General features: G+C 38.8%; 25 protein-coding genes and 1 tRNA gene. 9 read left to right on the top strand and 17 right to left on the bottom strand.

Translation table 11 applies throughout. From position 1 onward, the window contains the following. Positions 1-89 precede the first annotated feature (89 nt). From RT269_RS25710 to RT269_RS25635, 16 genes are all read right to left on the bottom strand, one after another. A tRNA-Gln gene (locus tag RT269_RS25710) sits at positions 90-161 on the bottom strand. An 80-nt stretch (positions 162-241) separates the two neighbouring features. Further along, positions 242-1,711, bottom strand: coding sequence for an anti-sigma-I factor RsgI family protein (locus tag RT269_RS25705; RefSeq protein WP_313186936.1), 1,470 nt, complete (start codon positions 1,709-1,711; stop codon positions 242-244). Positions 1,712-1,719: 8 nt separating this feature from the next. Next, positions 1,720-2,298, bottom strand: coding sequence for an RNA polymerase sigma factor (locus tag RT269_RS25700; protein ID WP_313186934.1), 579 nt, complete (start codon positions 2,296-2,298; stop codon positions 1,720-1,722). 76 nt (positions 2,299-2,374) lie between these two features. Further along, positions 2,375-3,553 carry a cation diffusion facilitator family transporter gene (locus tag RT269_RS25695; protein ID WP_313186932.1) on the bottom strand — a complete coding sequence of 393 codons (1,179 nt, stop codon included), beginning with the start codon at positions 3,551-3,553 and terminating at the stop codon, positions 2,375-2,377. A gap of 19 nt (positions 3,554-3,572) precedes the next feature. Then, positions 3,573-4,319, bottom strand: a complete 747-nt coding sequence (truA, locus tag RT269_RS25690) for a tRNA pseudouridine(38-40) synthase TruA (RefSeq protein WP_313186930.1) — start codon at positions 4,317-4,319, stop codon at positions 3,573-3,575. Beyond that, entirely contained in the window at positions 4,316-4,762 is a 447-nt protein-coding gene (locus RT269_RS25685) for a VanZ family protein (protein WP_313186928.1), read from the bottom strand. The genes truA and RT269_RS25685 overlap by 4 nt, the downstream gene beginning before the upstream one ends. Before the next feature lie 181 nt (positions 4,763-4,943). Beyond that, positions 4,944-5,555: a L,D-transpeptidase family protein gene (locus RT269_RS25680; RefSeq protein ID WP_313186926.1), complete on the bottom strand. Its 612-nt coding sequence runs from the start codon at positions 5,553-5,555 to the stop codon at positions 4,944-4,946. Positions 5,556-5,656: 101 nt separating this feature from the next. Further along, positions 5,657-6,256 carry a cytidylate kinase-like family protein gene (locus tag RT269_RS25675; protein WP_313186938.1) on the bottom strand — a complete coding sequence of 200 codons (600 nt, stop codon included), beginning with the start codon at positions 6,254-6,256 and terminating at the stop codon, positions 5,657-5,659. 222 nt (positions 6,257-6,478) lie between these two features. Continuing rightward, a complete protein-coding gene (locus tag RT269_RS25670; protein WP_313186925.1) occupies positions 6,479-7,471 on the bottom strand; it encodes a serine hydrolase domain-containing protein in 993 nt (330 codons plus the stop codon). A 664-nt stretch (positions 7,472-8,135) separates the two neighbouring features. Beyond that, complete coding sequence (locus RT269_RS25665) at positions 8,136-8,327, bottom strand: YwbE family protein (RefSeq protein WP_038281155.1); 192 nt, start codon at positions 8,325-8,327, stop codon at positions 8,136-8,138. 751 nt (positions 8,328-9,078) lie between these two features. Then, positions 9,079-9,477: a hypothetical protein gene (locus RT269_RS25660; protein ID WP_313186923.1), complete on the bottom strand. Its 399-nt coding sequence runs from the start codon at positions 9,475-9,477 to the stop codon at positions 9,079-9,081. Positions 9,478-9,496: 19 nt separating this feature from the next. Then, entirely contained in the window at positions 9,497-9,892 is a 396-nt protein-coding gene (locus RT269_RS25655) for a hypothetical protein (RefSeq protein WP_313186921.1), read from the bottom strand. Between the two features lie 500 nt (positions 9,893-10,392). Further along, positions 10,393-10,674 carry a hypothetical protein gene (locus tag RT269_RS25650; RefSeq protein WP_313186920.1) on the bottom strand — a complete coding sequence of 94 codons (282 nt, stop codon included), beginning with the start codon at positions 10,672-10,674 and terminating at the stop codon, positions 10,393-10,395. 82 nt (positions 10,675-10,756) lie between these two features. Next, positions 10,757-11,257: a hypothetical protein gene (locus tag RT269_RS25645; protein ID WP_313186918.1), complete on the bottom strand. Its 501-nt coding sequence runs from the start codon at positions 11,255-11,257 to the stop codon at positions 10,757-10,759. Between the two features lie 123 nt (positions 11,258-11,380). Next, positions 11,381-11,887 carry a hypothetical protein gene (locus RT269_RS25640; RefSeq protein ID WP_313186916.1) on the bottom strand — a complete coding sequence of 169 codons (507 nt, stop codon included), beginning with the start codon at positions 11,885-11,887 and terminating at the stop codon, positions 11,381-11,383. 75 nt (positions 11,888-11,962) lie between these two features. Then, on the bottom strand, positions 11,963-12,622 hold the full coding sequence (locus tag RT269_RS25635) for a hypothetical protein (RefSeq protein WP_313186915.1): 660 nt from the start codon (positions 12,620-12,622) through the stop codon (positions 11,963-11,965). 152 nt (positions 12,623-12,774) lie between these two features. Here RT269_RS25635 and RT269_RS25630 point away from each other — a divergent pair, with 152 nt between their 5' ends. Then, positions 12,775-13,071, top strand: coding sequence for a helix-turn-helix domain-containing protein (locus RT269_RS25630; RefSeq protein WP_313186914.1), 297 nt, complete (start codon positions 12,775-12,777; stop codon positions 13,069-13,071). A 4-nt stretch (positions 13,072-13,075) separates the two neighbouring features. On the opposite strand, the gene RT269_RS25625 is transcribed toward RT269_RS25630, so the two are convergent. After that, on the bottom strand, positions 13,076-13,312 hold the full coding sequence (locus RT269_RS25625) for a hypothetical protein (protein ID WP_313186913.1): 237 nt from the start codon (positions 13,310-13,312) through the stop codon (positions 13,076-13,078). A gap of 218 nt (positions 13,313-13,530) precedes the next feature. Between RT269_RS25625 and RT269_RS25620 the strand changes: the two genes are divergently transcribed. The 8 genes from RT269_RS25620 to RT269_RS25585 form a co-directional block, all read left to right on the top strand. Further along, positions 13,531-13,773 (top strand): helix-turn-helix domain-containing protein, encoded by a 243-nt coding sequence (locus RT269_RS25620; protein WP_313186912.1) that lies wholly within the window; start codon positions 13,531-13,533, stop codon positions 13,771-13,773. Positions 13,774-13,813: 40 nt separating this feature from the next. Next, positions 13,814-14,563: a hypothetical protein gene (locus tag RT269_RS25615; protein ID WP_313186911.1), complete on the top strand. Its 750-nt coding sequence runs from the start codon at positions 13,814-13,816 to the stop codon at positions 14,561-14,563. A gap of 200 nt (positions 14,564-14,763) precedes the next feature. Beyond that, positions 14,764-15,219 carry a helix-turn-helix transcriptional regulator gene (locus RT269_RS25610; protein WP_313186910.1) on the top strand — a complete coding sequence of 152 codons (456 nt, stop codon included), beginning with the start codon at positions 14,764-14,766 and terminating at the stop codon, positions 15,217-15,219. Between the two features lie 234 nt (positions 15,220-15,453). Next, on the top strand, positions 15,454-15,828 hold the full coding sequence (locus RT269_RS25605; RefSeq protein WP_313186909.1) for a hypothetical protein: 375 nt from the start codon (positions 15,454-15,456) through the stop codon (positions 15,826-15,828). 82 nt (positions 15,829-15,910) lie between these two features. Then, complete coding sequence (locus RT269_RS25600; protein ID WP_313186908.1) at positions 15,911-16,528, top strand: hypothetical protein; 618 nt, start codon at positions 15,911-15,913, stop codon at positions 16,526-16,528. Then, entirely contained in the window at positions 16,518-17,246 is a 729-nt protein-coding gene (locus tag RT269_RS25595) for a hypothetical protein (RefSeq protein ID WP_313186906.1), read from the top strand. The genes RT269_RS25600 and RT269_RS25595 overlap by 11 nt, the downstream gene beginning before the upstream one ends. A gap of 344 nt (positions 17,247-17,590) precedes the next feature. Continuing rightward, on the top strand, positions 17,591-18,598 hold the full coding sequence (locus RT269_RS25590; RefSeq protein WP_313186905.1) for a replication protein: 1,008 nt from the start codon (positions 17,591-17,593) through the stop codon (positions 18,596-18,598). A 321-nt stretch (positions 18,599-18,919) separates the two neighbouring features. After that, on the top strand, positions 18,920-19,962 hold a 1,043-nt coding region (locus tag RT269_RS25585; RefSeq protein ID WP_313186904.1), incomplete at its 3' end, for an integrase.

Here is a 19,962-nt window from a genome sequence, read left to right as displayed (position 1 = left end):
ACTAGGGACTTTCACCCATTAGAACGTGCGCCCGCTGGGCACACTACAAAAAAACCAGTAAATCTTACATTTACTGGTTTTTCTTATGACTGGGCTACAAGGATTCGAACCTTGAAATGACGGAGTCAGAGTCCGTTGCCTTACCATTTGGCGATAGCCCATCAGTGCAACGAATGTATTATACTATAGCTTTTCATTCTGGTCAAGTACTATTTTACACTTTATTTCCAAAAACAAACCATCAGGAAGAGCTTCCTGATGGTTTAGACTCTTCCTGATTTTTTGTTGTATGAGACTCTTCCTGGGAACCGTTTTTCCCGGTTTCCGCCGCATTCTTGGTTGTCTCAGGCGGGCTGCTTTCCTTTGCAGGGTCCGACTGCTCCGTTTGTTTCGTCTCTTCGCTCTCTTCGTCTGTTGTATCCGGATCTGCATTCCCATCTCCGATCACAGGAGTCTCAAAGATTCCCTTAACGGTTGTCTGCTTTCCTATTTTAGGAGAAATGCCGCCCAGGGTGAAGGTATACTCCATACCTCCCTGCAGCCCTGTCACATGAATCTCACAGGAGTAGGAATCCGTATCTCCTACCTTGGCGGAATAGGTTTTTCCATCTCCGTCTTTTACTGAGACCGTAGGATTTTTCCATTTTACTTTGGTTTTAAAATAAACCATAACAACGCCGTTGTCGTAATCCACATAATCAACTTTAACATTTTCCGTCGTTACGACTTCTGCTTCTGAAGTGGTCTCTTCTGCTGCAGCCGCTTCAGTGGCGGCTGTTGGCTGGGTTTGGGTCGCCTGAGTCGGTGCCTGGCTTGTCGTTTCTGATGAAGAGGCTGGAGTGTTTGATTCCTCCGCCGCTGAAGTCTCCGCTATGGTTTCAGGCACTGTTGCTGTGGCAGCCTGGGTTGTCTGTGCCGGGATTGTTTCTTCCCCCGCATCGGTCTTGCCGCCAACTGCATAAGAGCGTTCCGTTATTACTTTTGCGATCTCCTCCATGGTAAGAGGCGCCAACGCCTTCATATCCTCCATGGAAAGAGAATTGTTCTGCAAAATCAGCTCCCTCAAAAAATAAGCCTTTCCATATGAAATCTTATATTCCTCTGCCAGCTGTTTTACTTCATCCTCTTCCATGACCTGCTGATCATAGACCACCGCCTTCAGCTGTTTTTCCTCCAGCGTATTCCGGATGTCATTCACCACCGCATAGCGCAGGCCCTGTGCCTTGCTGATGCTGTCATTGGACACAGTAACCAGGATCGCATTATCCAGCTGGCTTAGATAGCCGTGGGTCACCATGGAGCCGATCACGGCGTTGACAGCCGTGTTTAGATCCACTCCCTTTAGATCCATGTCCTGCATGATGCTCTCCCCATCCTCATTAAGGGCCTTTGCCGTCAGGACTTTATTCTTTTTATTCACAGATAATTCCACGCTTGGATTTACATCAATTCCGATTACAGAATCCACTTTCCCATTCTGATACGTATATGTTCCTCCGGCCAAAGCAATCATGCAAAAGCATGCGGCTACTAAGGTTGCAATGACCCTCTGTCTCAGGAAGAAAACGGAACGTTTATCCTTCTCTGCCTTTATCTGAGGCGTACTCAAGTCAATTCGTTCCAAAACATTAGGAGTCAAATCCCCGGCCGCAGATTTTAAGCAGGCTTCAATCTGTTGTCTATTCAATTGTCTGCGATTTAATTCAGCCATCTTAAAGCCTACTCCTCTCTTAAATAATTTTCCAGTTTTTTCATAGCACGGTTATATCTGGAAAGAGCTGTAGCCAAAGGAATCTTAAGGCTGGCGGCGATCTCTCTGTGCTTCATACCTCCGGAGGTATGAAGGAGAACGATCTCCCTTTCCTCTTCCTTAAGAATTTGAAGAGCGGCAAGAAGAACCATCTTATCAGCTGCCATCTCAATTTCAGAGCAGACTTCTCCTGTTTCCGCTCCGGTTAAATCCTCAAGCGTCACATCCGAATCATGCTTTTGCTCACGGAATTTCATATAGCACAGATTCCGGGCGATGGTAAACATCCATGCCAAAGGCTTCCCCTGGGATTGATAGCCTGACGCAGAAGTCCATATCTTAAGATATACCTCCTGCATGATCTCCTCCGCATCCTGGGGGTGCCTTACAATAGACAGGATAAAGCTGTATATCGTCCGGTCCGTATTCTGATATAGCTGCCGAAAGGCCTCCTGGTCCCCAACCGCAACTTTTTTAAGAAGCTCTTCGTCGCTCAAACGGCCATAATCCTCAGGCCCGCCAAGGCTCATCAATCCCATAAATAACATGGATCCGATTTCCTTTCTACTATGTTAATGCTAAATACTGTCATCTTATTGCATAATATGGAAAATATTTATTACCTTATTTTTCCACCCCATAACCGCTTTCCGCCGTTATGATCAGACAGCACCGCTTATCTATTTCAGTTACCTTTTTCGTGACTTCTTCCTTTAGCCAATCCTTCTTTTTCCTGTCATATTCCCGGGGCACCACCAGATCAAAGATCAGATTGATCTGGCCTTTTCCCTCTACCATACGTAAATCGTGGAAAGAAATCCTGGAATCTATTTCCTGCAGCACATTTTTCAGCATGTTCCCAAATTCCAAAACCCTGGAATCTTTTGTCTCTACAGGGTCCATGTGGATTACCAAAAATATCCCAAATTTTCTTACTGCTTCTCTCTCAATGGTATCAATGATTTCGTGGGACACTTCTATGTCAACATCATTAGGCACCTCTGCATGAATGGAAGCCATGCTTCTGGAAGGGCCGTAGTTGTGTACGATCAAATCATGGCTCCCTATAATTCCATCGTAGCTTTCTACAAATTCTGTAATCTCAACATATAGCTTGGGGTCAATCGGTTCTCCGATGAGAGGAGTAAGGGTATCCTTGGCAATTTTCACTCCTGCCCACATGACAATAACAGAAACTGCAATTCCTATGATTCCGTCAATATTAAGCCCCCATATGCCATAAACAAGGATCGATACGATCGTGGCAGAAGTGGTGATCACATCTCCCAGGGAATCTGCCGCCGTAGCTTTCATGACTGTGGACTGGATCCTTTTCCCCAGAGTATTGTTAAAAAACGCCATCCAGAGCTTTACACTAACAGATAGCAGTAAAATGGCAACAGACACAGCCTTAAACGTCATCTCTTCGGGATGAATGATTTTCTCAATGGAGGTTTTTAAAAAGGAAAAGCCTACCTGAATGACCAAAAAAGCTACGATAAAAGCAGCAATGTACTCCATTCTTCCGTGTCCAAAGGGGTGGTCTTCGTCGGCTGGCTTTCCGGCCATCTTTACCCCTATAAAGCCAATGATAGAAGAAGCAGCGTCAGAAAGGTTATTAAAAGCATCTGCCGTAACAGAGATACTGTTCACCAGCATTCCAACCAAAAGTTTTGCGCTGAACAAAATTACATTGCAGCAGATGCCTACGATACTCGCCATAAGCCCATACCGGGTCCGTACCTGAGTATCCTCTGTCTTTTTATAGTCCTTAACAAATGTCCTAACCAAAAACTCTGTCATAGTACTCCTTTTTCAGCCTTTACTCTTTATAACATACCTGTTCTAAAAACAGTCCTTCCGGCGGCGCCGTAAAGCCTGCCTCATTCCGGTCCTTTGCATTTAGGATTTCCTTCATCTCTTCCGCTTTACGCTGTCCCAATCCCACTTCGATCAGCGTACCCGTTAAGATCCTGACCATATTATATAAAAAGCCGTTTCCTGTAAATCGTATCAGAAGCCGGCTCCCCTGCTGTTCAAATTCAATCCGTTTTAAAACCCTGACTGTAGATTTCTTCATTTTCCGGTTGGCACAAAAGCTTTTAAAATCATGTTCACCTATAAGAAAGGACGAAGCCCGTTCCATGGCCTTTATATCAAGTTCCTTAAATAAGTCGTAGATATACTTTCTTTCAAAAACCTGCTTTTTTTCGCCCATATCGATCCGGTACAAATAGGTTTTTTCCTGGGCGTGAAGGCGGCTGTGGAATCTCTCCGCCACGCACTCCACGGTTTTTATCCGGATGTCCTCTGGAAGATACTGATTTAAATATTCCCTGATCTCCTCTGGGCTCATCCCTGTATTCCCATGAAAATTAGCTACCTGGGCCAATGCATGAACACCTGCATCCGTTCGTCCTGAACCATGTACCTCCACTGCCTGTCCCAGCATACGCTCCAAAACATGTTCGATCTTCCCCTGTATGGTCTGATCCGTATTTCCCTGCTTTTGCCATCCATCATAACGGCTTCCGTCGTATTCCAGGACCATTCTATAATTTTTCATCATGTTATTTTCGCCCTTCTTCTATATCTGAGCAGCAAGGCGGCAATTAATATTCCAAAAGCCACTCCTGCGCAATCCAGCCATACATCTGATATCTGACCTGAACGGCCCCTTACCCCAAGCTGAATGGTTTCATCCACAAATGGTACCATAAATCCGGCTGTTAATCGTAGAAAATATCTTCTCTCCGCCGGAAAGTCAAAGGACCTTATACATCCGTACAGCAAAATTCCCAATAAGGTATATTCTGTGAAATGCCCTGTTTTGCGGATTATGTGCTCTGTCAGCCACCTTGTGCTGATTCCCATGGATCCAAGTGATTCCTGTGCCAGCCGAAGCACCCATCCGCTGTCAGCCGATGAGATATCCGACGGCTTCATGGAATTTGAAAATATGAACAGGATAAAAAGAATGGTCACTGCCGTCCATATCGCTTTCTTTTTCATAGCCGTCTCCTCAAAATTCCGCCTTTCTCCACCATTTAGGCGGCCTGAGTTTCATTTCCTCTATCTTCCATAATTTATCATAATTTCATCTATTATAGTACAACAGAAGTTATAATACAAGGACAGGCATTAAAAAAATCCCCAAAAACGGCCTAAAACCGCATATTTGGGGAAATTCCTTTTATGGTCCAATCGTAACCGGTACGCCTAAATTACAGTAACTCCACAATACATCCATATCGCTGTTGTCCACTGCAACGCAGCCGTGAGTGGTTCCGTCAGGAACCCTGCAGCCATGAATCTCAATAGCTCCTCCCAGAGGAGTATCCCATGGCGGCTGCTGCCCTGCCAAATTGGCCTTTATTATTTCATCTCTTTGAGCCTCGGTGATAATACCGTCTGCATATCCTCTTTCCGCATCTTTAATACCCGGATAGGAAAGTCCCAATGCCAGATAGGCTATGCTCTTATCATTTCTTGTACATACATAGAACTCCCCGCTGGGTGTTCTCATGTCGCCCTCTACTTTTTTATTTCCTTCCGCTGAGGCCGCGCCCATAGAGACCGGGTATTCTGCAATCAAGGCACCATTCTGCTTTAATGTAAGCGTCTTTGTTCTCTTGCTCACATATATGGTCACGTTATTGGTCGAACCGGTATTGCCGGAGGTAATATTGGCACCAGGACCGGACACCGGCTCTGCATACCCAGTAACTTGGGAAGATACCGCCAAAACAATGACCAGAACGGCTGAGATCAGACACCTATATCCTTTTCCTAACCATTTCATCATTCTTAACTCTCCTTTTTTGTTACATTATACCATCCATTTTGGAAACTATCATTTACAATATTCTTACATTTCCATCCAATATTTTCCTTTATATCTTACATTTATTTAAATAACCCCTGCAAATAAGCCAGCGTAGAACTTAAGCAGCCTTCTACTCCTACCAAACTGCTTTCCAGACAAAGGTGGTAATTCTGTGCCTTGCCCCATTCGCATCCGGTATAATACTGGTAATAATCTCTTCTCTTTTTATCTATCTCCCGTATTCGTTCTTCCATCAATTCAGGGCTGACGCCTGTTTCAAGGGAATTCATCCGTTTAATCCGTTCTTCCATTCTGGCATATATAAACAGATTAATGCTGCTTTCAAGCACCCTGTCCGCACAGCGTCCAACGATGATACATGGTCCCTCTTCTGCCAGCTTTCGTATCACACAAGACTGTGCCAGAAAAATTTGATCTGACATGGAAATCTCATAAATTGTAGAGAAGGGAGAATAATGAAGCTGTTCTAAGGATTCCTGCTGGACGGGGAGATGCTCGTCGTAATGCAGAAATGCTTCCTCCTCCAGATCACTTACTTCTGCAGATAAAGAAATCAGGTCTTTATCATAGAATGGAACTCCCAGCCTTTCAGCCAGCTTCATGCCCAACTCTCGTCCACCGCTTCCAAACTCCCGGCTAATTGTAATCACCTTATCCAACATATGCTCCTCCTTATCTTCTGCTGAGTAATTTCTGAGTAATCCTCTTCTACCCATCATAGTTTCTGTATAGCAAGATATCTACAAGGCTGTCAAATGGGCTTTAAATCTCCTGTTAATATAACTGCATTTTACCACATTCTTAAATACCTGTATACCACATTTCAGTTCTTCTTATTCATACTTAAGCTGAATCGCAAAAAAAAGTATTGCGCACTGCATTTATTTTGTTAAATTATTAGTTATCTTTTTTAAAAGTTCCCAGACGTTATCACCGTAATTACTTACCAAAACGATCATCATCTTTTCATCTGCATCATAGCTGGAAATAAAGCTGACACCTGGATCACAGCCTTGAAAATATGGTCTGTAACCATTATCCTGTTTTTTTAACCAAATGCCGTAACCATAGCATTGCGCATCTCCGCTATGATTTGTCATCATAGCCGCTGTCATCTCTGGCGAAAGCAATTGGCCGGACATCAGATATTCCCAAAATAAGCTTATATCATTTACTGTTGTAAAGGCGCCGCCTGCACCTGTTCCTTTAGCGTCCACACTGAAAATATTAGTGCGGTAATCATTACCTTTTTCATTGTAAATATAATTTACCGCACATTTTGCAGGCAGTCTGTCCAATTCATAATACCCGGTGCTAACCATACCGCAAGGAGCAAATACATTTTCTTTCAGAAACTCATCAAACGCTGATCCTGTTATTTCTTCAATTATCATAGCCAGCACGACAAAGCCGGTATTATTATATTGAAACCTGCTTCCCCGCGGATGCATCATTGGCTTATCAATAAAAAGCGGCAGCAGGTCCTTATTTGAACGTATCTTATAGTTGGGAAAATCGACCCACAGTTCCTCATAGTCACTCATAACCCCTTCATCAAAGTAATCCGGTATTCCAGAAGTATGGGTCAGCAATTCCTCTATGGTTATTGTACCATCTATGTCCTTTAAATCAAAATCCAGAATATTTCCTATTTCATCATTAAAATTGAGCAGTCCTCGCTCTATTAGCTGCAATATTCCAACAGCAACAAAAACCTTTCCTGCAGATGCCGTCGCAAATTTTGTATCGTTTTCATTTGGAACCTTATTCGGTAAATCCGCATACCCAAATGACTTCTGAAAAATCGTTTCATTACCTTTTTGTATGAGCACACAGCCCCTGAAGTCCAAGCCGGTTAAGTCATTTATATCCATATACGTTTGATTCCTTTCTGCTGGCCTTTTAGTAATCTCTCCTCAGTATAGCATAAGTACTTTAAAAAAGAAGCATCCCAAATTCAATTACTTCCCCATAAAAAAACAGATCTCCATAACTGGAAATCCGTTTCTGATCCTTAAAATTGGACTAGCGAAGATGGGCCGAATATTACCGCCGCAGAATCTATGTAAAATATGGAGAAGCGTACATTGCCTAACATGTTTCCGCAGCTTGTCCACCGATTCATACGTTTACCGGGTTTCATGTTAGGATTACTTCAGGTTTCTATATTTGTCAGGTAAACGATTAAAAATAATGCAAATTATGAATGTAGCAATTAATGAGTAAATTGTAGAAACTATAAATCTACTTATAAACTCTTTGTTTGTTACCGGACCTTTTATTCGGTTGATGATTTTACCTATCATAAATTTAACCTTCTTTCTATTATTGCGATCATTGCACTCCACTACAAATAGTATAATCATAGAGAAATAAACTTATGACCTGGGAGAAAAGGATTTGTAAGCTTTTATCAGTTGTCATCAGCTGTAAACACGCTGTAAACACGAAAAAATAGCGGAAACCTTAGTAATTAAGGCTTCCGCTGCAAATAAAAAAAGCGCGCGACAGGACTCGAATCCTCTCTTCATTCCAAAATTATAGTATTTCCTGGACTCTCCCCACTTGTCCATTCGTTAACATTACTTTGATACCATGAGGGTGGAAGCTACTGTTTGTTAGTATTTTTCCAACGATTCCCTCTGTCAGTTTTCCGGTTCTTTGGTCAGATTTCAATACAATTTTTACTGTTGCACCTATTTTAATATCAATTCTATTTTGTCCGTTCATTTTTATCCTCACTTTAGAATCAGTTAGTTTATAATAAACTATTATACACATTGATGTTTATTAAATTACCTTTATGAATAATATTCCATTTTTACCATCCTTCTGTTGAACCATATTAAGCCACCACCGAGCATCACTTTCCGTATATGGAAAAGGCTTTAGCGGATTAATGTCTATCCATGTCTACCCCGATATAACATTTTTACAAATCAAAAAGTAACGGAAACCTGATAAAACCTAGGCTTCCGTTACAAATAAAAAAAGCGCGAGACGGGACTCGAACCCAAACACCATGCAAAAAATACCGTAAATACAGGAGGTTTGAGAGTGGCTCTTCTGTACTCTACCCCGTACTCTACCCCCAATACCTATCCTTCAAAAAAGAAGGCTGACAAGGGTTCCGAAGGAACAACGCTTGCCCTTGATAGCTTGGAGCATAAAGGAACCCAAACTAGAATATTTTATGTCCAGTAACTTTCCTGACTTTTCGGAATACGTGCCGTTCAATCGGCTTTGGTAGATATGAATTCACCTTCCATCACACCCGATTCTTTACACGACGAAGTAACCTTTGATCTGGACATCAAAGACCTTTTGCCTGCATAAATTAAACCAAAAGTGAATCTTTATGCCATAATAAAAAGAACCTCTACAATTTATTACATTATAGAGGACCTCTCTTATTTAGATTATCCGACTATACCTTCACACCTAATTGATTACAAGTTAAAATTTAGATACAATTACGTAGTTACGGGGAAATAACCACTGTTTCATTGTGCCAGCCTGCGCCTGGATTATCATTAATATATTGGTAAGAAACTGTAACATACATTGAATTACTACTTCCTCCAGATATGCCGTAATTCATGACTTTCACGGCTCTATAACGTGCTGGGTCATAGTAAGATATATAAGCACTTTGAACACCGATAACCTGACCGGACGAATCTTGAATAGAATAATTTATGCGTACTTCTATTGTACCGTTACTATTATATTTCGCTTTTGTTAGATGTAAAATTGTTCGAGGCTCAATCTCTATGGTCGATACACTTTCGTCTTCCACTAATGCTGCCTGAACATTAAACCTAGTAATTGATAAGCAAAACATGAGCATAAGCATTGTCGAAATTAATGTTTTTTTCACTTAAGTATCTCCTTTCTTTTTATAAGTGTGGGATATAGTCGGATTTTTTTATATCATTTACTTTACGGATTTTATAATACACCCCATCCTTTTCTTTCTTAAAATCAACTAGATCATTGTATAAAAATTCTATAAAAATATCTCCATTGATGTCAACACCTTTGCTAGCTGCAAGTGTTTTCATTTCTTCGAAAACTTTAGGTGATGCTTCATAATACACATACAGACCATATTCAGCAGGATCAAAAGTTCCTGGTAACTCTTTAAAGATAATTTTCTTATCTTCACTTTCAACCAGTCTGCAATAAACAAAGCGAATCCCATAATGCCTCTTATAATAACCAGTACCTACGCCAACTAAAATTACTAAAAAAATGACTATAAGTGCAATTATTGTGTATTTTTTCTTTCTCATATTTAGTTCATCTCCTTAAATCAGGTATACAATCAGTTCTACTATTATAACTTTAACTTGATTTTAAAGTGCTGTCAACAAAGCTTAATCGCAAATTTCAACATTTTTTTAATTTGCAAACCGTTTTGAGAAATTTTTTTCTTGATTTAACTATAACTATCTTCTTTATTTTCTATACCCACTCTGTACCCATACAAAGATAAACCGTCATAACTGACTACAACATATAAAATCATAGATATACCGAATCCATGTATACCCTGTCACATGATAAACCATTATATATAAAGTAAGGGTAAATAATTAAACCCGTGCTAATATTTGGCGCTTACTATCATACTAATAAGCTAATGGCCATATGTTATAAAAATTCATATAATATTCTGCAAAATAGAAGGTTCAGAATGGTTCTAAAAAAGAAAGCTGTCAAGGGTTCCGTAGGAACAAAGCTTGCCCTTGATAGCTTGGAGTAGAAAAGAAAAACCCAAAAATAGAAATGGCTAGGAAAGATTCTCCACCTTTCCTAGCTTGTCCACTGAATTTGCTACTCTCAATCCGTCTTTATCAACTATTGAGAGCCTGTATCCTTGGTTGTCTATATATGCCATGAATTTGTGAGCATACACTGGATCATTTCCAACCTCTACGGCTCCTCCACCATTAGCATTTCCGTTGTCTATTCCAGCAAAGGATACTCCCGTGACTAAGCTGGCTAATAAACTAGTCGTTACTAATATTGCCAGCATCTTTTTAAGTTTGTTTCTTGGTCTACTTAATATCATATGTATTTCCTCCATTGTAATATGTCCATCTAGCTAATTAATAAGGACTGGAGCGATATCCAGTCCTTAGCTTGTCTTAACTTTAGTGTAGGTTGCCGTGAGACATATTTGCATACCTCTCCATCATTTCAAGTGCTTCTGATGATACCTCATCACTATACCTGTTTGTGTTCTTATTGCTTGAGTTTGTACTATTTTCTGAAACGCTTGGTGCAGTACAAGTTAGTTTGTCTCTCCACAGACCGTTTGCATCTACATTGTACCCATCAGGAGTTCTGCTGTTGATTAACATAACTCCATCAGTTCCTACATAGTAATATGCCCCCTGCTCTGTTAGCGATTCAATCCACGAGTCTACTAGCACCCCTCCAGTGAATTGTCGGAAGACCCATGTCCCATTTGATTGTGGCTCCCATTGTCCCAGTGCCTTTACTGACTGTTGATTGTAAGTTTCAGGCTTTGCTACTGTCTGGGTTTCCTGTGTCTCCCCTGGTCCTGCAGCATATGAAGTCATTAAACCACCCAAACCGCCTAGTAGTGATAAGGATACCATCCCTACTAGTATTACTACTTTCTTTTTCACGCTATCTTCCTCCTTTATCATGAATATGAATATTATTAACTTTGCTCAATTAAAAGCCTTATACATCTTTTCTCTAGTTTACAGGACTGGAAAGTTATCCAGTCCTTTGCTTATACTCTGTTCCTAATGCAAACCACCATAAGCTGAAGCACCTGCATTTTCTTTTACGTAGTCCAAGAATTCCTGAGATAACTCATCTATCCTGGAATTTCCCTCACTCTTACTACTTGCAGATGACGAATTGCTTGTCTCATTACTACTTAACTGACTTCTCCACAATCCATTTCCATCTACTTGGTATCCGTCTGGTGTAGTAGCATTTACCAGCATAATTCCATTGCTATCTAAATAATAGAACGCTCCCGGCTCGGTTAAACTTTCTAGCCAAGCATTACATACTGCTTGGTCATTAAACTTTAGGAACGACCATGTTCCATTTGTATTCTGTCTCCAATTACCTAACTGCTTTACCATAGATTGCTTGTAGGTTTCAATAGGGACTGTCTGTGATACCTGAGTGATTTCTCCTGGGCCTTTAGCATAAGAGCTCATTGTCCCTGCTAAACCTCCTAATAAGGATAATGATATTATTCTTGTTAAGATTATTACCTTTTTCCCTTTATCTCTCATTGGTATACCTCCTTAATTTTGTAATTATTATACTGACGAGGAAGACATTGTCTCCCTAATGGAACTAAAATACTCTTACATCATCGTTATTGATTCTACATATAAATAAGAAGATATACCACGCAAATACTTGTCTATAAAAAGGGCAAATCTTGCGACCTCAAATCTGCTTGCTTCCTGACCATCAAATCCTAGTGCAATACTATCACTTCCCATGTCAAGATTCATAAAATCAATAGCTTCGGGGTCATACGCTTCAGTTAAACGATCCAGGTCCATAAATTCCAACATTTCTTCTTCTGTTAGAGATCTGCTAAAATATATTTCAATGTTTACTATATCATTTTGTTCATATTCCAAAAGCAATGTATCATCTATCTTTTCATCCATTTTGCTAATTTCCATATAATATTTAATTATATTTTCAATCTGCGAACTCTGCTTATCTGCTGCTTTATTAAATTCTTCCTTGACTAATTTGGAAATGTATTCGTCTTTAACGCCAGACAGTTCTTCCTTGAAGTTGCTTTCCAGCGTTTTTCCAATCTCTTTTGTAACAATATTCGATACCTCTTCCTCACTCATATTATTTACATTTCCATTTAGCTTCTTGTCCAGTGCTTTTACAACCGCCTTTGCAGCTTCACCTATACTGGGTATTATCACTTTTATTCCTGCTTCCGTTAGCACACCACTAATCACTGGTATTACCCCAGTCAATACAATATCTGTCATGCCCTTAAGCTCCTTTTCATTTGTAATTAACTTCCATATTCTTCCTTTTTGTATGTAATAAAATTATTGTAAACTATTAGTTTATAATAATCAACCACTAATTGTTTATTTCACTTTACAATGAGTTAATAAATAAATAATGGAGGTATCATATGATGATAGAAAATTTAGGGGAGCGTGTAAAGGCTTTAAGAATGAGCCAGCATTTTTCACAAACAGAACTCTCTAAAAGAATTGGGGTCACAAATGCCTTAATATCTGCCATAGAAAAAGGGGAACGTTCTCCCAGTCTTGAAACCCTGATAAAACTTGCATATCAATTTAAAGTATCCACTGACTATCTTTTGGGAATTAAGCCAAAGGAACCTGTTAATTTAGATGGCTTGTCCCAGAACGATGTACAAGCCATTATTACAATTATTGCATCATTGCAGAATAAGGGAATTTAAACCTCTATGCTTCTATTGTAGAAGCTATTACGTCCATATCCTTTAGCAGTACTCTTCCCATACTACTCAACTGTTCTTCTATCACCTTTAGAGATGATATTATATAATTACAGTTATCGTCATTGTTTGCTTCAAACCCACTTTCCAGAATACAGATCATCTCTTTCAAACTTTTCATGCGCCTGTGTAATTCCATCATATCATCCTGCAATCTCATTAAATCCTCTTCGATCGCTACCATACTAAATCCTCCATGTTTCTATAATTTTATATCATAGATGATTATAGTTTCTTTTCTTCTATTGTAATACCATATATAAAGACAGGCGAAAGACATTTAATTTTTTAGAGACCATAGTATGTGTAAAATTTTAAAAAACTTCATCTTTAGAAGTATTATATTCCATCTATCTAGTAAAATCAACCTATATTTCATCTTTAGAAGTCGAGGTCGATTTTATGAAAATTTATCAATATGGAGATTCAAAAAATATCATTGGAAAACAACTAAAAGATTTGCGTACCAAACGGAAGTTAAGCCAGAAAGAGCTTGCAGAGCAGCTGCAACTCCTGGGATTACAGTGGTCAGATCTTACCGTTTTAAGAGCAGAACAGGGAATTCGTTTCGTTGCTGATTATGAAGTTGCTGTTATCGCTTCCTTTTTTCAGGTAAGCTCAGACTTTCTTTTAAATATAATTTAGGCATTTGATAAAATAAATATTAATAATCAGAGGACAGCATATGCAGGAAGAAGTAAAATTAGAAGCAAAACACATTCTATGTGTAAACTGGTACATATTTTCTAAACTTTGGAGAAAAACATATAAAGAGGTTTGGGATCAGTCCGACCCTAACGAAAGGGACAGCAAATTCAGGCTGGAAACAAAATTTCCTATCGAAGTGACCATAAAGACGAAGATATTTATTGAAAATAAGGTATCCTATACATCTAAAAAATCTGTTGTAAATTTCAACTTTTATGGATTGTTTGATATTACGTATGAGTATTATGATGATATCATGCATGGAAACTACACCGCCATAAATGCATTGAGCGAAGATACCGCTAAGAAGAAAATCAATGGACTTTCCAAAATAACTCATCTACATTCTTCTATATTTACTGGAGAAGAGTGCCTTATTCCTATAAACAATAGCACCTTACCAAAACTCCATAAATTTGCTGAAGCACGCTTTTCATCATCGAACAGCTATGGCTATAGGGATGAGAGCAAAACCATCGATAAATTGATCCAGGAATTTTTATATCTGCCTAATATGCAGATTGCCACTGCTTTTATAAAATCCAGGGGAGAAATTAAGGCAGAGGATAATGCCATTGAAAGGAACAAAGCCTTTTTAGAATCAACCAAGTATACAGAACTTTTGCGTTCCGATATTCTTACGCTTACCAGTTATAAAAAATGTCTTCGGGAACATCTAGAAAAGGTCAATTCCTGCATAATCTATAATAAAAATAAAAATTTTTAACTTTTCCGTCCTGTTTTTTTTTCAGGACTGATATGTCTGGGTTTAGGACAGAAATGTTTCTATAGAGGACTGTAATGCAAAGAGAGCAAACTACAAGGCTCTCTTTTTTTGTGTTCCCTTTTTGGAATTTCATTATTTAGCTATAATGAGTTCATCAGCTGAAATACAAAAGACAAGTACTTGTCCAAAAGGACAATAATATGAAAGATGTTAACAAAACTGTTGTAGAAAACAAAAAAAGAAATGCAAAATTAACAAGAGAAAACCAGACGAAGTATTGTAAAGAAGTAGAGCCAATCTCCGTTAATGGTTATCAGATAACCATGTGGAAACGGTTTGAAGATTTACTGAAGTCAACCGGCGATAAACTAGAATTCGTTGCTAAAAAATCAGGTTATAAAGATGCAAGTTCTTTTTCAAGAGCAAGATCAAATAATAGTAAACTTTCCATAGCAAATGTCATTAAGATTGCTAAGTTTTTCAATGTTTCTACAGATTACCTGCTGGGTCTTACAAGTTTTAAGAACCCTAATAATATGGAAGAAACAGAACAGTTAGAACATATTTTTCAATGTTTAATATCAACAATGCTAAATTTTTTACCAGAAGATAGGCGTCAGCCTTTCATTGAAAAATTGATGCAAGATAATAAATAAACTACAAAATAGCATCTTGCCTGAAATATGCTTTTCTGGCAAGATGTTTGTCATTTCTGTTATTATTTGTTTTTTCTATTTACTATATACTTATTTTAGATAGCCGTTCTGGGTTTTGGGAGCGAGAAAGGAGAAAAACAATGCCGTTTATAAAAACTGCATAAAGATTTGTACAAATAGACAACAATGCACCGGTGAAAAATTTATGGTGCCAAAATGACAAGGAGGAAAAAAATGAGCAATACGATCAGAATGAGCGACAACAAAATTAAAGCTAAGGATTTAGTACTTACAGGAAAAGATTTTTTTGAAAGTGAAGATTTTGTTTTACGAGGGGTAAAGGCCAATTTCCGTTATGATGGTGGAAAAAAGACAGATGTAATTGATAGCATTAGCTATTATTGCGTCGACCCTCTTACATTCAATAGTGTCACGTTCAAGGTGAATACTACAAAGCCAGTGATTGAGCAGGATACCATTGATAGGGCTACAGAAGCCATTTACATAAATGTACCTATCAATGAAGCCATCATAAAGATTTATAAAATGGAATTTGGCTTTATGTCAGTTTCTGTCAACATCCCGCGTGTAAAGCTGTTAGAAAACTAATACTTATATTAGGGGTTCCCTCAAAACTCTTGTATGTCGGAACCCCCAAACAAAACAAATTTAATAAGGAAAGGGAATTCGTATGGAAATTTTACAGGCTTTAATAATGATTGTATTTTGGTTTTATATTTTTCCAATCGCTTTGTATCACATAATAACAAAAAAAGATCTAAACACATCAAAAGCAAAAATTGATGAAATCATTTTACACTTTGGTAAATTCGTAGAGGATTCGTTTTCAAAGAAGGTTCAAATCCAGTATGCTCCCGATGAGGTCTTGATCAGAAAGCTCATGGAAAGTCTTGCACCATATAACGAGCTTCCTATAGCCTATACTGAATGGAAGAATTGTACATATTCAAAGTATAATTTGCCAGCCATCGCAATTCACATAGTATGTAGAAATGATGAAAGCTTTCCTATTATAAGGAATATTTTAAACAACGTATTTAAAGAGCATATGGCAGAATGTGGGTTGCAAAGCTTTCATAACGATATATGTTTTCAGAAATTAGAAGAAAGCAGTTATAAACTCCTTCTTGTCTATGCAGTTTCAGATGCCGAAAAAGAAAATCTCAAAAAATTAGTCATGGCTAGGAAAAGGCAAGCCGAAATCATAGCGAAAAATTCGATTAAAACTGTTGTTGATGATGAGTTAGAACGCGAACTCGAAGGAAACGGGGGAGATTTTGAAGAATAATCTAGTAAAACTGGGTTATGATGCCCAATACAGAACCCCTATTTTCGCCAATTTCTCCGATACAGGTCATCTGTGCTGTATCGGAGGTACTGGTTCTGGGAAATCGATGGCAGTTTTATACTTTTTGTACAATCTTCTAAAAACAGTAGAAAACGTTGAACTCTGGATAGGGGATTTCAAAAAATCCGGGGACTATAAAGGATTGAGCAAAAATTTTTCAGAGTTTGATAAGGTGACCAATTTAATCGAGGATTTCTATAAGGTCTTTGAAGGTACTCCAGAAAACTCCAATGAAATAAAATTTCTTCTCATCGAGGAATATGCCGGATATATCACATGGCTTGCACAGGCTGATAAGAAAAAATGCGAAGAGATCAAAGGGAAAATCTCCAATTTATTAATGCTAGGGCGTTCAAAACATACTTATGTCTGGTGTATCCAACAACGTATGAGTGCCAGCCTGTTCCCTAGTGGCATAGGTGCGATTGATAACTACCAAATATGTGTTGGTTTGTCAAGGCTAAATTTTGAAAGCCGTAAAACATTATTTGCTGGGGAGCATTTTGAAGATGAAGCCTTTGAGAAAACATACGCTCCCGGTCAGGGGCAAGGACTGATCCTTATCGATGGACAGCCCTTAAGGCCCCTTGTAATTCCTCGTATATCGAGCAAAGAGGAGTTAAAGGACTTATTAAGGAAGTATGCAAACAGAAAGTAATATTGCGCAGTTTGGGACTGCATAGCGTGGGCGAAGCCCAAAGCGAAGCAGTTCCAAATGTAGCAATGCAAGCTACGCTTGCATTTTCGGGTATATTATTACCCCGAAAATGAACAAACGTGAAAAAGCCCAGTGCCTACAAGGGGAAAAGCAATGTTCGTTATAGCTGCACAAACTGCACAAAATACGAAAAGAGAAATGACAGGTCAAGATATTTCTGAAAACATTGCTCTTCTGGCAAGACTTTGCTGTTTCGGCTATCGAACGGTTTCTCAGACACATATATACTCTATCTTAGATAAATGCCTAAGATTCTAAAAAAAGGGCAAGAAAGGAAAAACAACATGGCACAAAAAAAGGACAGTCAATCCAACAAATACCAGCTTACCATTAACAATCCCATCGAAAAGGGATATACCCACGAAAAGATTTTTGAAACATTAAGAAGCAATTTTAAGACCCTAAATTACTGCTGCATGGCAGATGAACAAGGCTCAACTTTCCATACTCATATTTTTGTGGTCTTTGATTCAAGGGTTCGGTTTTCAATGGTACAGAAACATTTTCCAGGGGGTCATATCGAGAGTTGTAAAGGTACCGTCACTGATAACATTACCTACATAAAAAAATCTGGTAAATGGCAAGATGATATCAAGCATGGTACCCAGGTGGAGGGTAGTTTTATCGAGTATGGAACCCCACCGCCTGACAGTAAGGGTAAGCGTGGCGACATGACCGAGCTATACCAGATGGTATCCGATGGGCTTTCAAATGCTGAAATTCTAGCAATAAACCAGGATTATATTTTAAACATAGATAAAATAGACAAAGTGCGTACTACTCTTCTAACGGAAAAATTTAAGGGGATTTTTCGTATAGATTTACGAGTCATCTATGTATGGGGTGAAACGGCTTCAGGTAAGACCAGCGGTGTGTTACAAGAGCATGGGTGTGAGAATGTTTATCGTGTAACCGACTACCTCCACCCCTTTGACGGATATACCTGCCAGCCTATCCTTGTCTTTGACGAATTTAGAAGTTCTCTCCGTATCAGGGAAATGTTAAATTATTGTGATATTTACCCATTGGAATTACCTGCAAGGTTCAATAATAAGTATGCTTGCTATAATGTAGTTTACATAATATCAAACTGGTCTTTAGAAAAGCAATATCCTGAGATACAGGAGGGTGACAGGGAAACCTGGCAAGCGTTCTTAAGGCGTATACATAAAGTAAAAGTCTTTACGAAAGAAAAGGTTACCACTTACGATTCAGTCGAGGATTATTTGAAAAGGCATGAAAAATTCCATAAATTAAGCAAAGAAGAACAGCAACGCCTACCGTTCAAATAGAATATATGGAGGTATCATCATTAAAGAAATTTTCGTAACAGCTTATGAATTATCAAAAATTAAAGGGATACCGCTTCCCGAAGTTATAGAAGCAATCAAATGCAAAAAAATCAAAGCTATAGTTTCACAAAAAAATGGAATGACGATTCCACTTTCTCAATTTTTCCCTTCATGGGTTTACATAGAATAGATTAATAATTTTAAAGGCCTTTAGAATACAACAAATACAAAATTGCTAGTTACTTAGCACCGAGTAGGTGATAATAATTGTGTATTTTTAACAATAAATCAGATAAAACACAACAAAATAGATGGATAATTTTGTCTAAATATGATATAATGGACTTAGATACAGAAGAGCTTCTCGAATTATATAACATGAAAAAACAACAAAAAATTGAGAACGCCATCTTAAAAGAGCACATTGAAAACTTTTACCATATCTGGACAAATGACAAAGGATCTTTTCTCTCGTATCTTCCCGATTCTACAAAACCAAAGGGACGAAAGCCCGTTACCGCTACAACGAAAGAAAAGCTTGAGCGAAAGATCATTAACTTTTATCTGGAACAGCAACAGCAGGAAGAAAGCCAGAGAGAGCAGGAACGGCTATCCACCGTAAGGAATATCTATCCTTTATGGCTGAATATCAAAGGTCTGGAAACAACCGCCACAAGCTATATCAGACGCATAGACAATGACTGGAACGCTTATTATACTAACGACCCTATCATTGACATGGATATTCGAACCTTTACAAAAGCCACACTAAAGGAATGGGCATTAAATATGGTCAGGGACAAAGAACTAACCAAAACCCAGTATTATAACATGTCCATGATTATCCGTCAGTGCCTTGATTATGCCGTTGACCATGAATTGCTTCCCCTAAATCCCTATAATCAGTTTACCGTAGACAAAAAGCTGTTAAAAAAAGTTAAACAGCCGGAAGATAATACGCAAGTATTTCTAACCAATGAACGCCCGTTAATAGAGGAGGAAGCATGGTCAGACTTTAAAGAAAAGGGATGTACCTCTGCTTTAGCTATTCCATTGGCTTTCCAATTAGGAGTACGCTTGGGGGAACTTGTGGGGATTAAAGAAGCAGACATTTCCCCGGACGGAAAATATCTACATATTCAGCGAATGATTCAGAAACAGGAACGGCAACGCCCGGACGGATCATGGTATCCTGCCAGATGGGAAGCCGTAGAGCATACAAAATCCTCCGCTGGTGACCGCATGATTTATCTTACCAAAGAAGCAAGGCGTATCATCAAAGTGATTCTTGATTCCAACAAAGAGAACTGCTTCTATGATGATGGCTTCCTATTTATCCATGGTGGAAAGCGAATCAATCCCCG

Source organism: Lacrimispora sp., from assembly GCF_032078915.1.
Classification (GTDB): domain Bacteria; phylum Bacillota; class Clostridia; order Lachnospirales; family Lachnospiraceae; genus Lacrimispora.
The sequence above is the reverse complement of the archived record's forward strand: the minus strand, read 5'-3'. Positions and strand labels throughout refer to the sequence as shown.

Excerpts from the sequence above, each read along its gene's own strand:
- RT269_RS25630 (WP_313186914.1), top strand. The coding sequence starts at position 12,775 with ATGATGATAGAAAATTTAGGGGAGCGTGTAAAGGCTTTAAGAATGAGC.
- RT269_RS25700 (WP_313186934.1), bottom strand. The coding sequence starts at position 2,298 with ATGTTATTTATGGGATTGATGAGCCTTGGCGGGCCTGAGGATTATGGC.
- RT269_RS25600 (WP_313186908.1), top strand. The coding sequence starts at position 15,911 with ATGGAAATTTTACAGGCTTTAATAATGATTGTATTTTGGTTTTATATT.
- RT269_RS25625 (WP_313186913.1), bottom strand. The coding sequence starts at position 13,312 with ATGGTAGCGATCGAAGAGGATTTAATGAGATTGCAGGATGATATGATG.
- RT269_RS25680 (WP_313186926.1), bottom strand. The coding sequence starts at position 5,555 with ATGATGAAATGGTTAGGAAAAGGATATAGGTGTCTGATCTCAGCCGTT.
- RT269_RS25670 (WP_313186925.1), bottom strand. The coding sequence starts at position 7,471 with ATGGATATAAATGACTTAACCGGCTTGGACTTCAGGGGCTGTGTGCTC.
- RT269_RS25590 (WP_313186905.1), top strand. The coding sequence starts at position 17,591 with ATGGCACAAAAAAAGGACAGTCAATCCAACAAATACCAGCTTACCATT.
- RT269_RS25605 (WP_313186909.1), top strand. The coding sequence starts at position 15,454 with ATGAGCAATACGATCAGAATGAGCGACAACAAAATTAAAGCTAAGGAT.
- RT269_RS25665 (WP_038281155.1), bottom strand. The coding sequence starts at position 8,327 with ATGAACGGACAAAATAGAATTGATATTAAAATAGGTGCAACAGTAAAA.
- RT269_RS25615 (WP_313186911.1), top strand. The coding sequence starts at position 13,814 with ATGCAGGAAGAAGTAAAATTAGAAGCAAAACACATTCTATGTGTAAAC.
- RT269_RS25655 (WP_313186921.1), bottom strand. The coding sequence starts at position 9,892 with ATGAGAAAGAAAAAATACACAATAATTGCACTTATAGTCATTTTTTTA.
- truA (WP_313186930.1), bottom strand. The coding sequence starts at position 4,319 with ATGATGAAAAATTATAGAATGGTCCTGGAATACGACGGAAGCCGTTAT.
- RT269_RS25705 (WP_313186936.1), bottom strand. The coding sequence starts at position 1,711 with ATGGCTGAATTAAATCGCAGACAATTGAATAGACAACAGATTGAAGCC.
- RT269_RS25685 (WP_313186928.1), bottom strand. The coding sequence starts at position 4,762 with ATGAAAAAGAAAGCGATATGGACGGCAGTGACCATTCTTTTTATCCTG.
- RT269_RS25640 (WP_313186916.1), bottom strand. The coding sequence starts at position 11,887 with ATGAGAGATAAAGGGAAAAAGGTAATAATCTTAACAAGAATAATATCA.
- RT269_RS25695 (WP_313186932.1), bottom strand. The coding sequence starts at position 3,553 with ATGACAGAGTTTTTGGTTAGGACATTTGTTAAGGACTATAAAAAGACA.
- RT269_RS25620 (WP_313186912.1), top strand. The coding sequence starts at position 13,531 with ATGAAAATTTATCAATATGGAGATTCAAAAAATATCATTGGAAAACAA.
- RT269_RS25610 (WP_313186910.1), top strand. The coding sequence starts at position 14,764 with ATGAAAGATGTTAACAAAACTGTTGTAGAAAACAAAAAAAGAAATGCA.
- RT269_RS25635 (WP_313186915.1), bottom strand. The coding sequence starts at position 12,622 with ATGACAGATATTGTATTGACTGGGGTAATACCAGTGATTAGTGGTGTG.
- RT269_RS25650 (WP_313186920.1), bottom strand. The coding sequence starts at position 10,674 with ATGATATTAAGTAGACCAAGAAACAAACTTAAAAAGATGCTGGCAATA.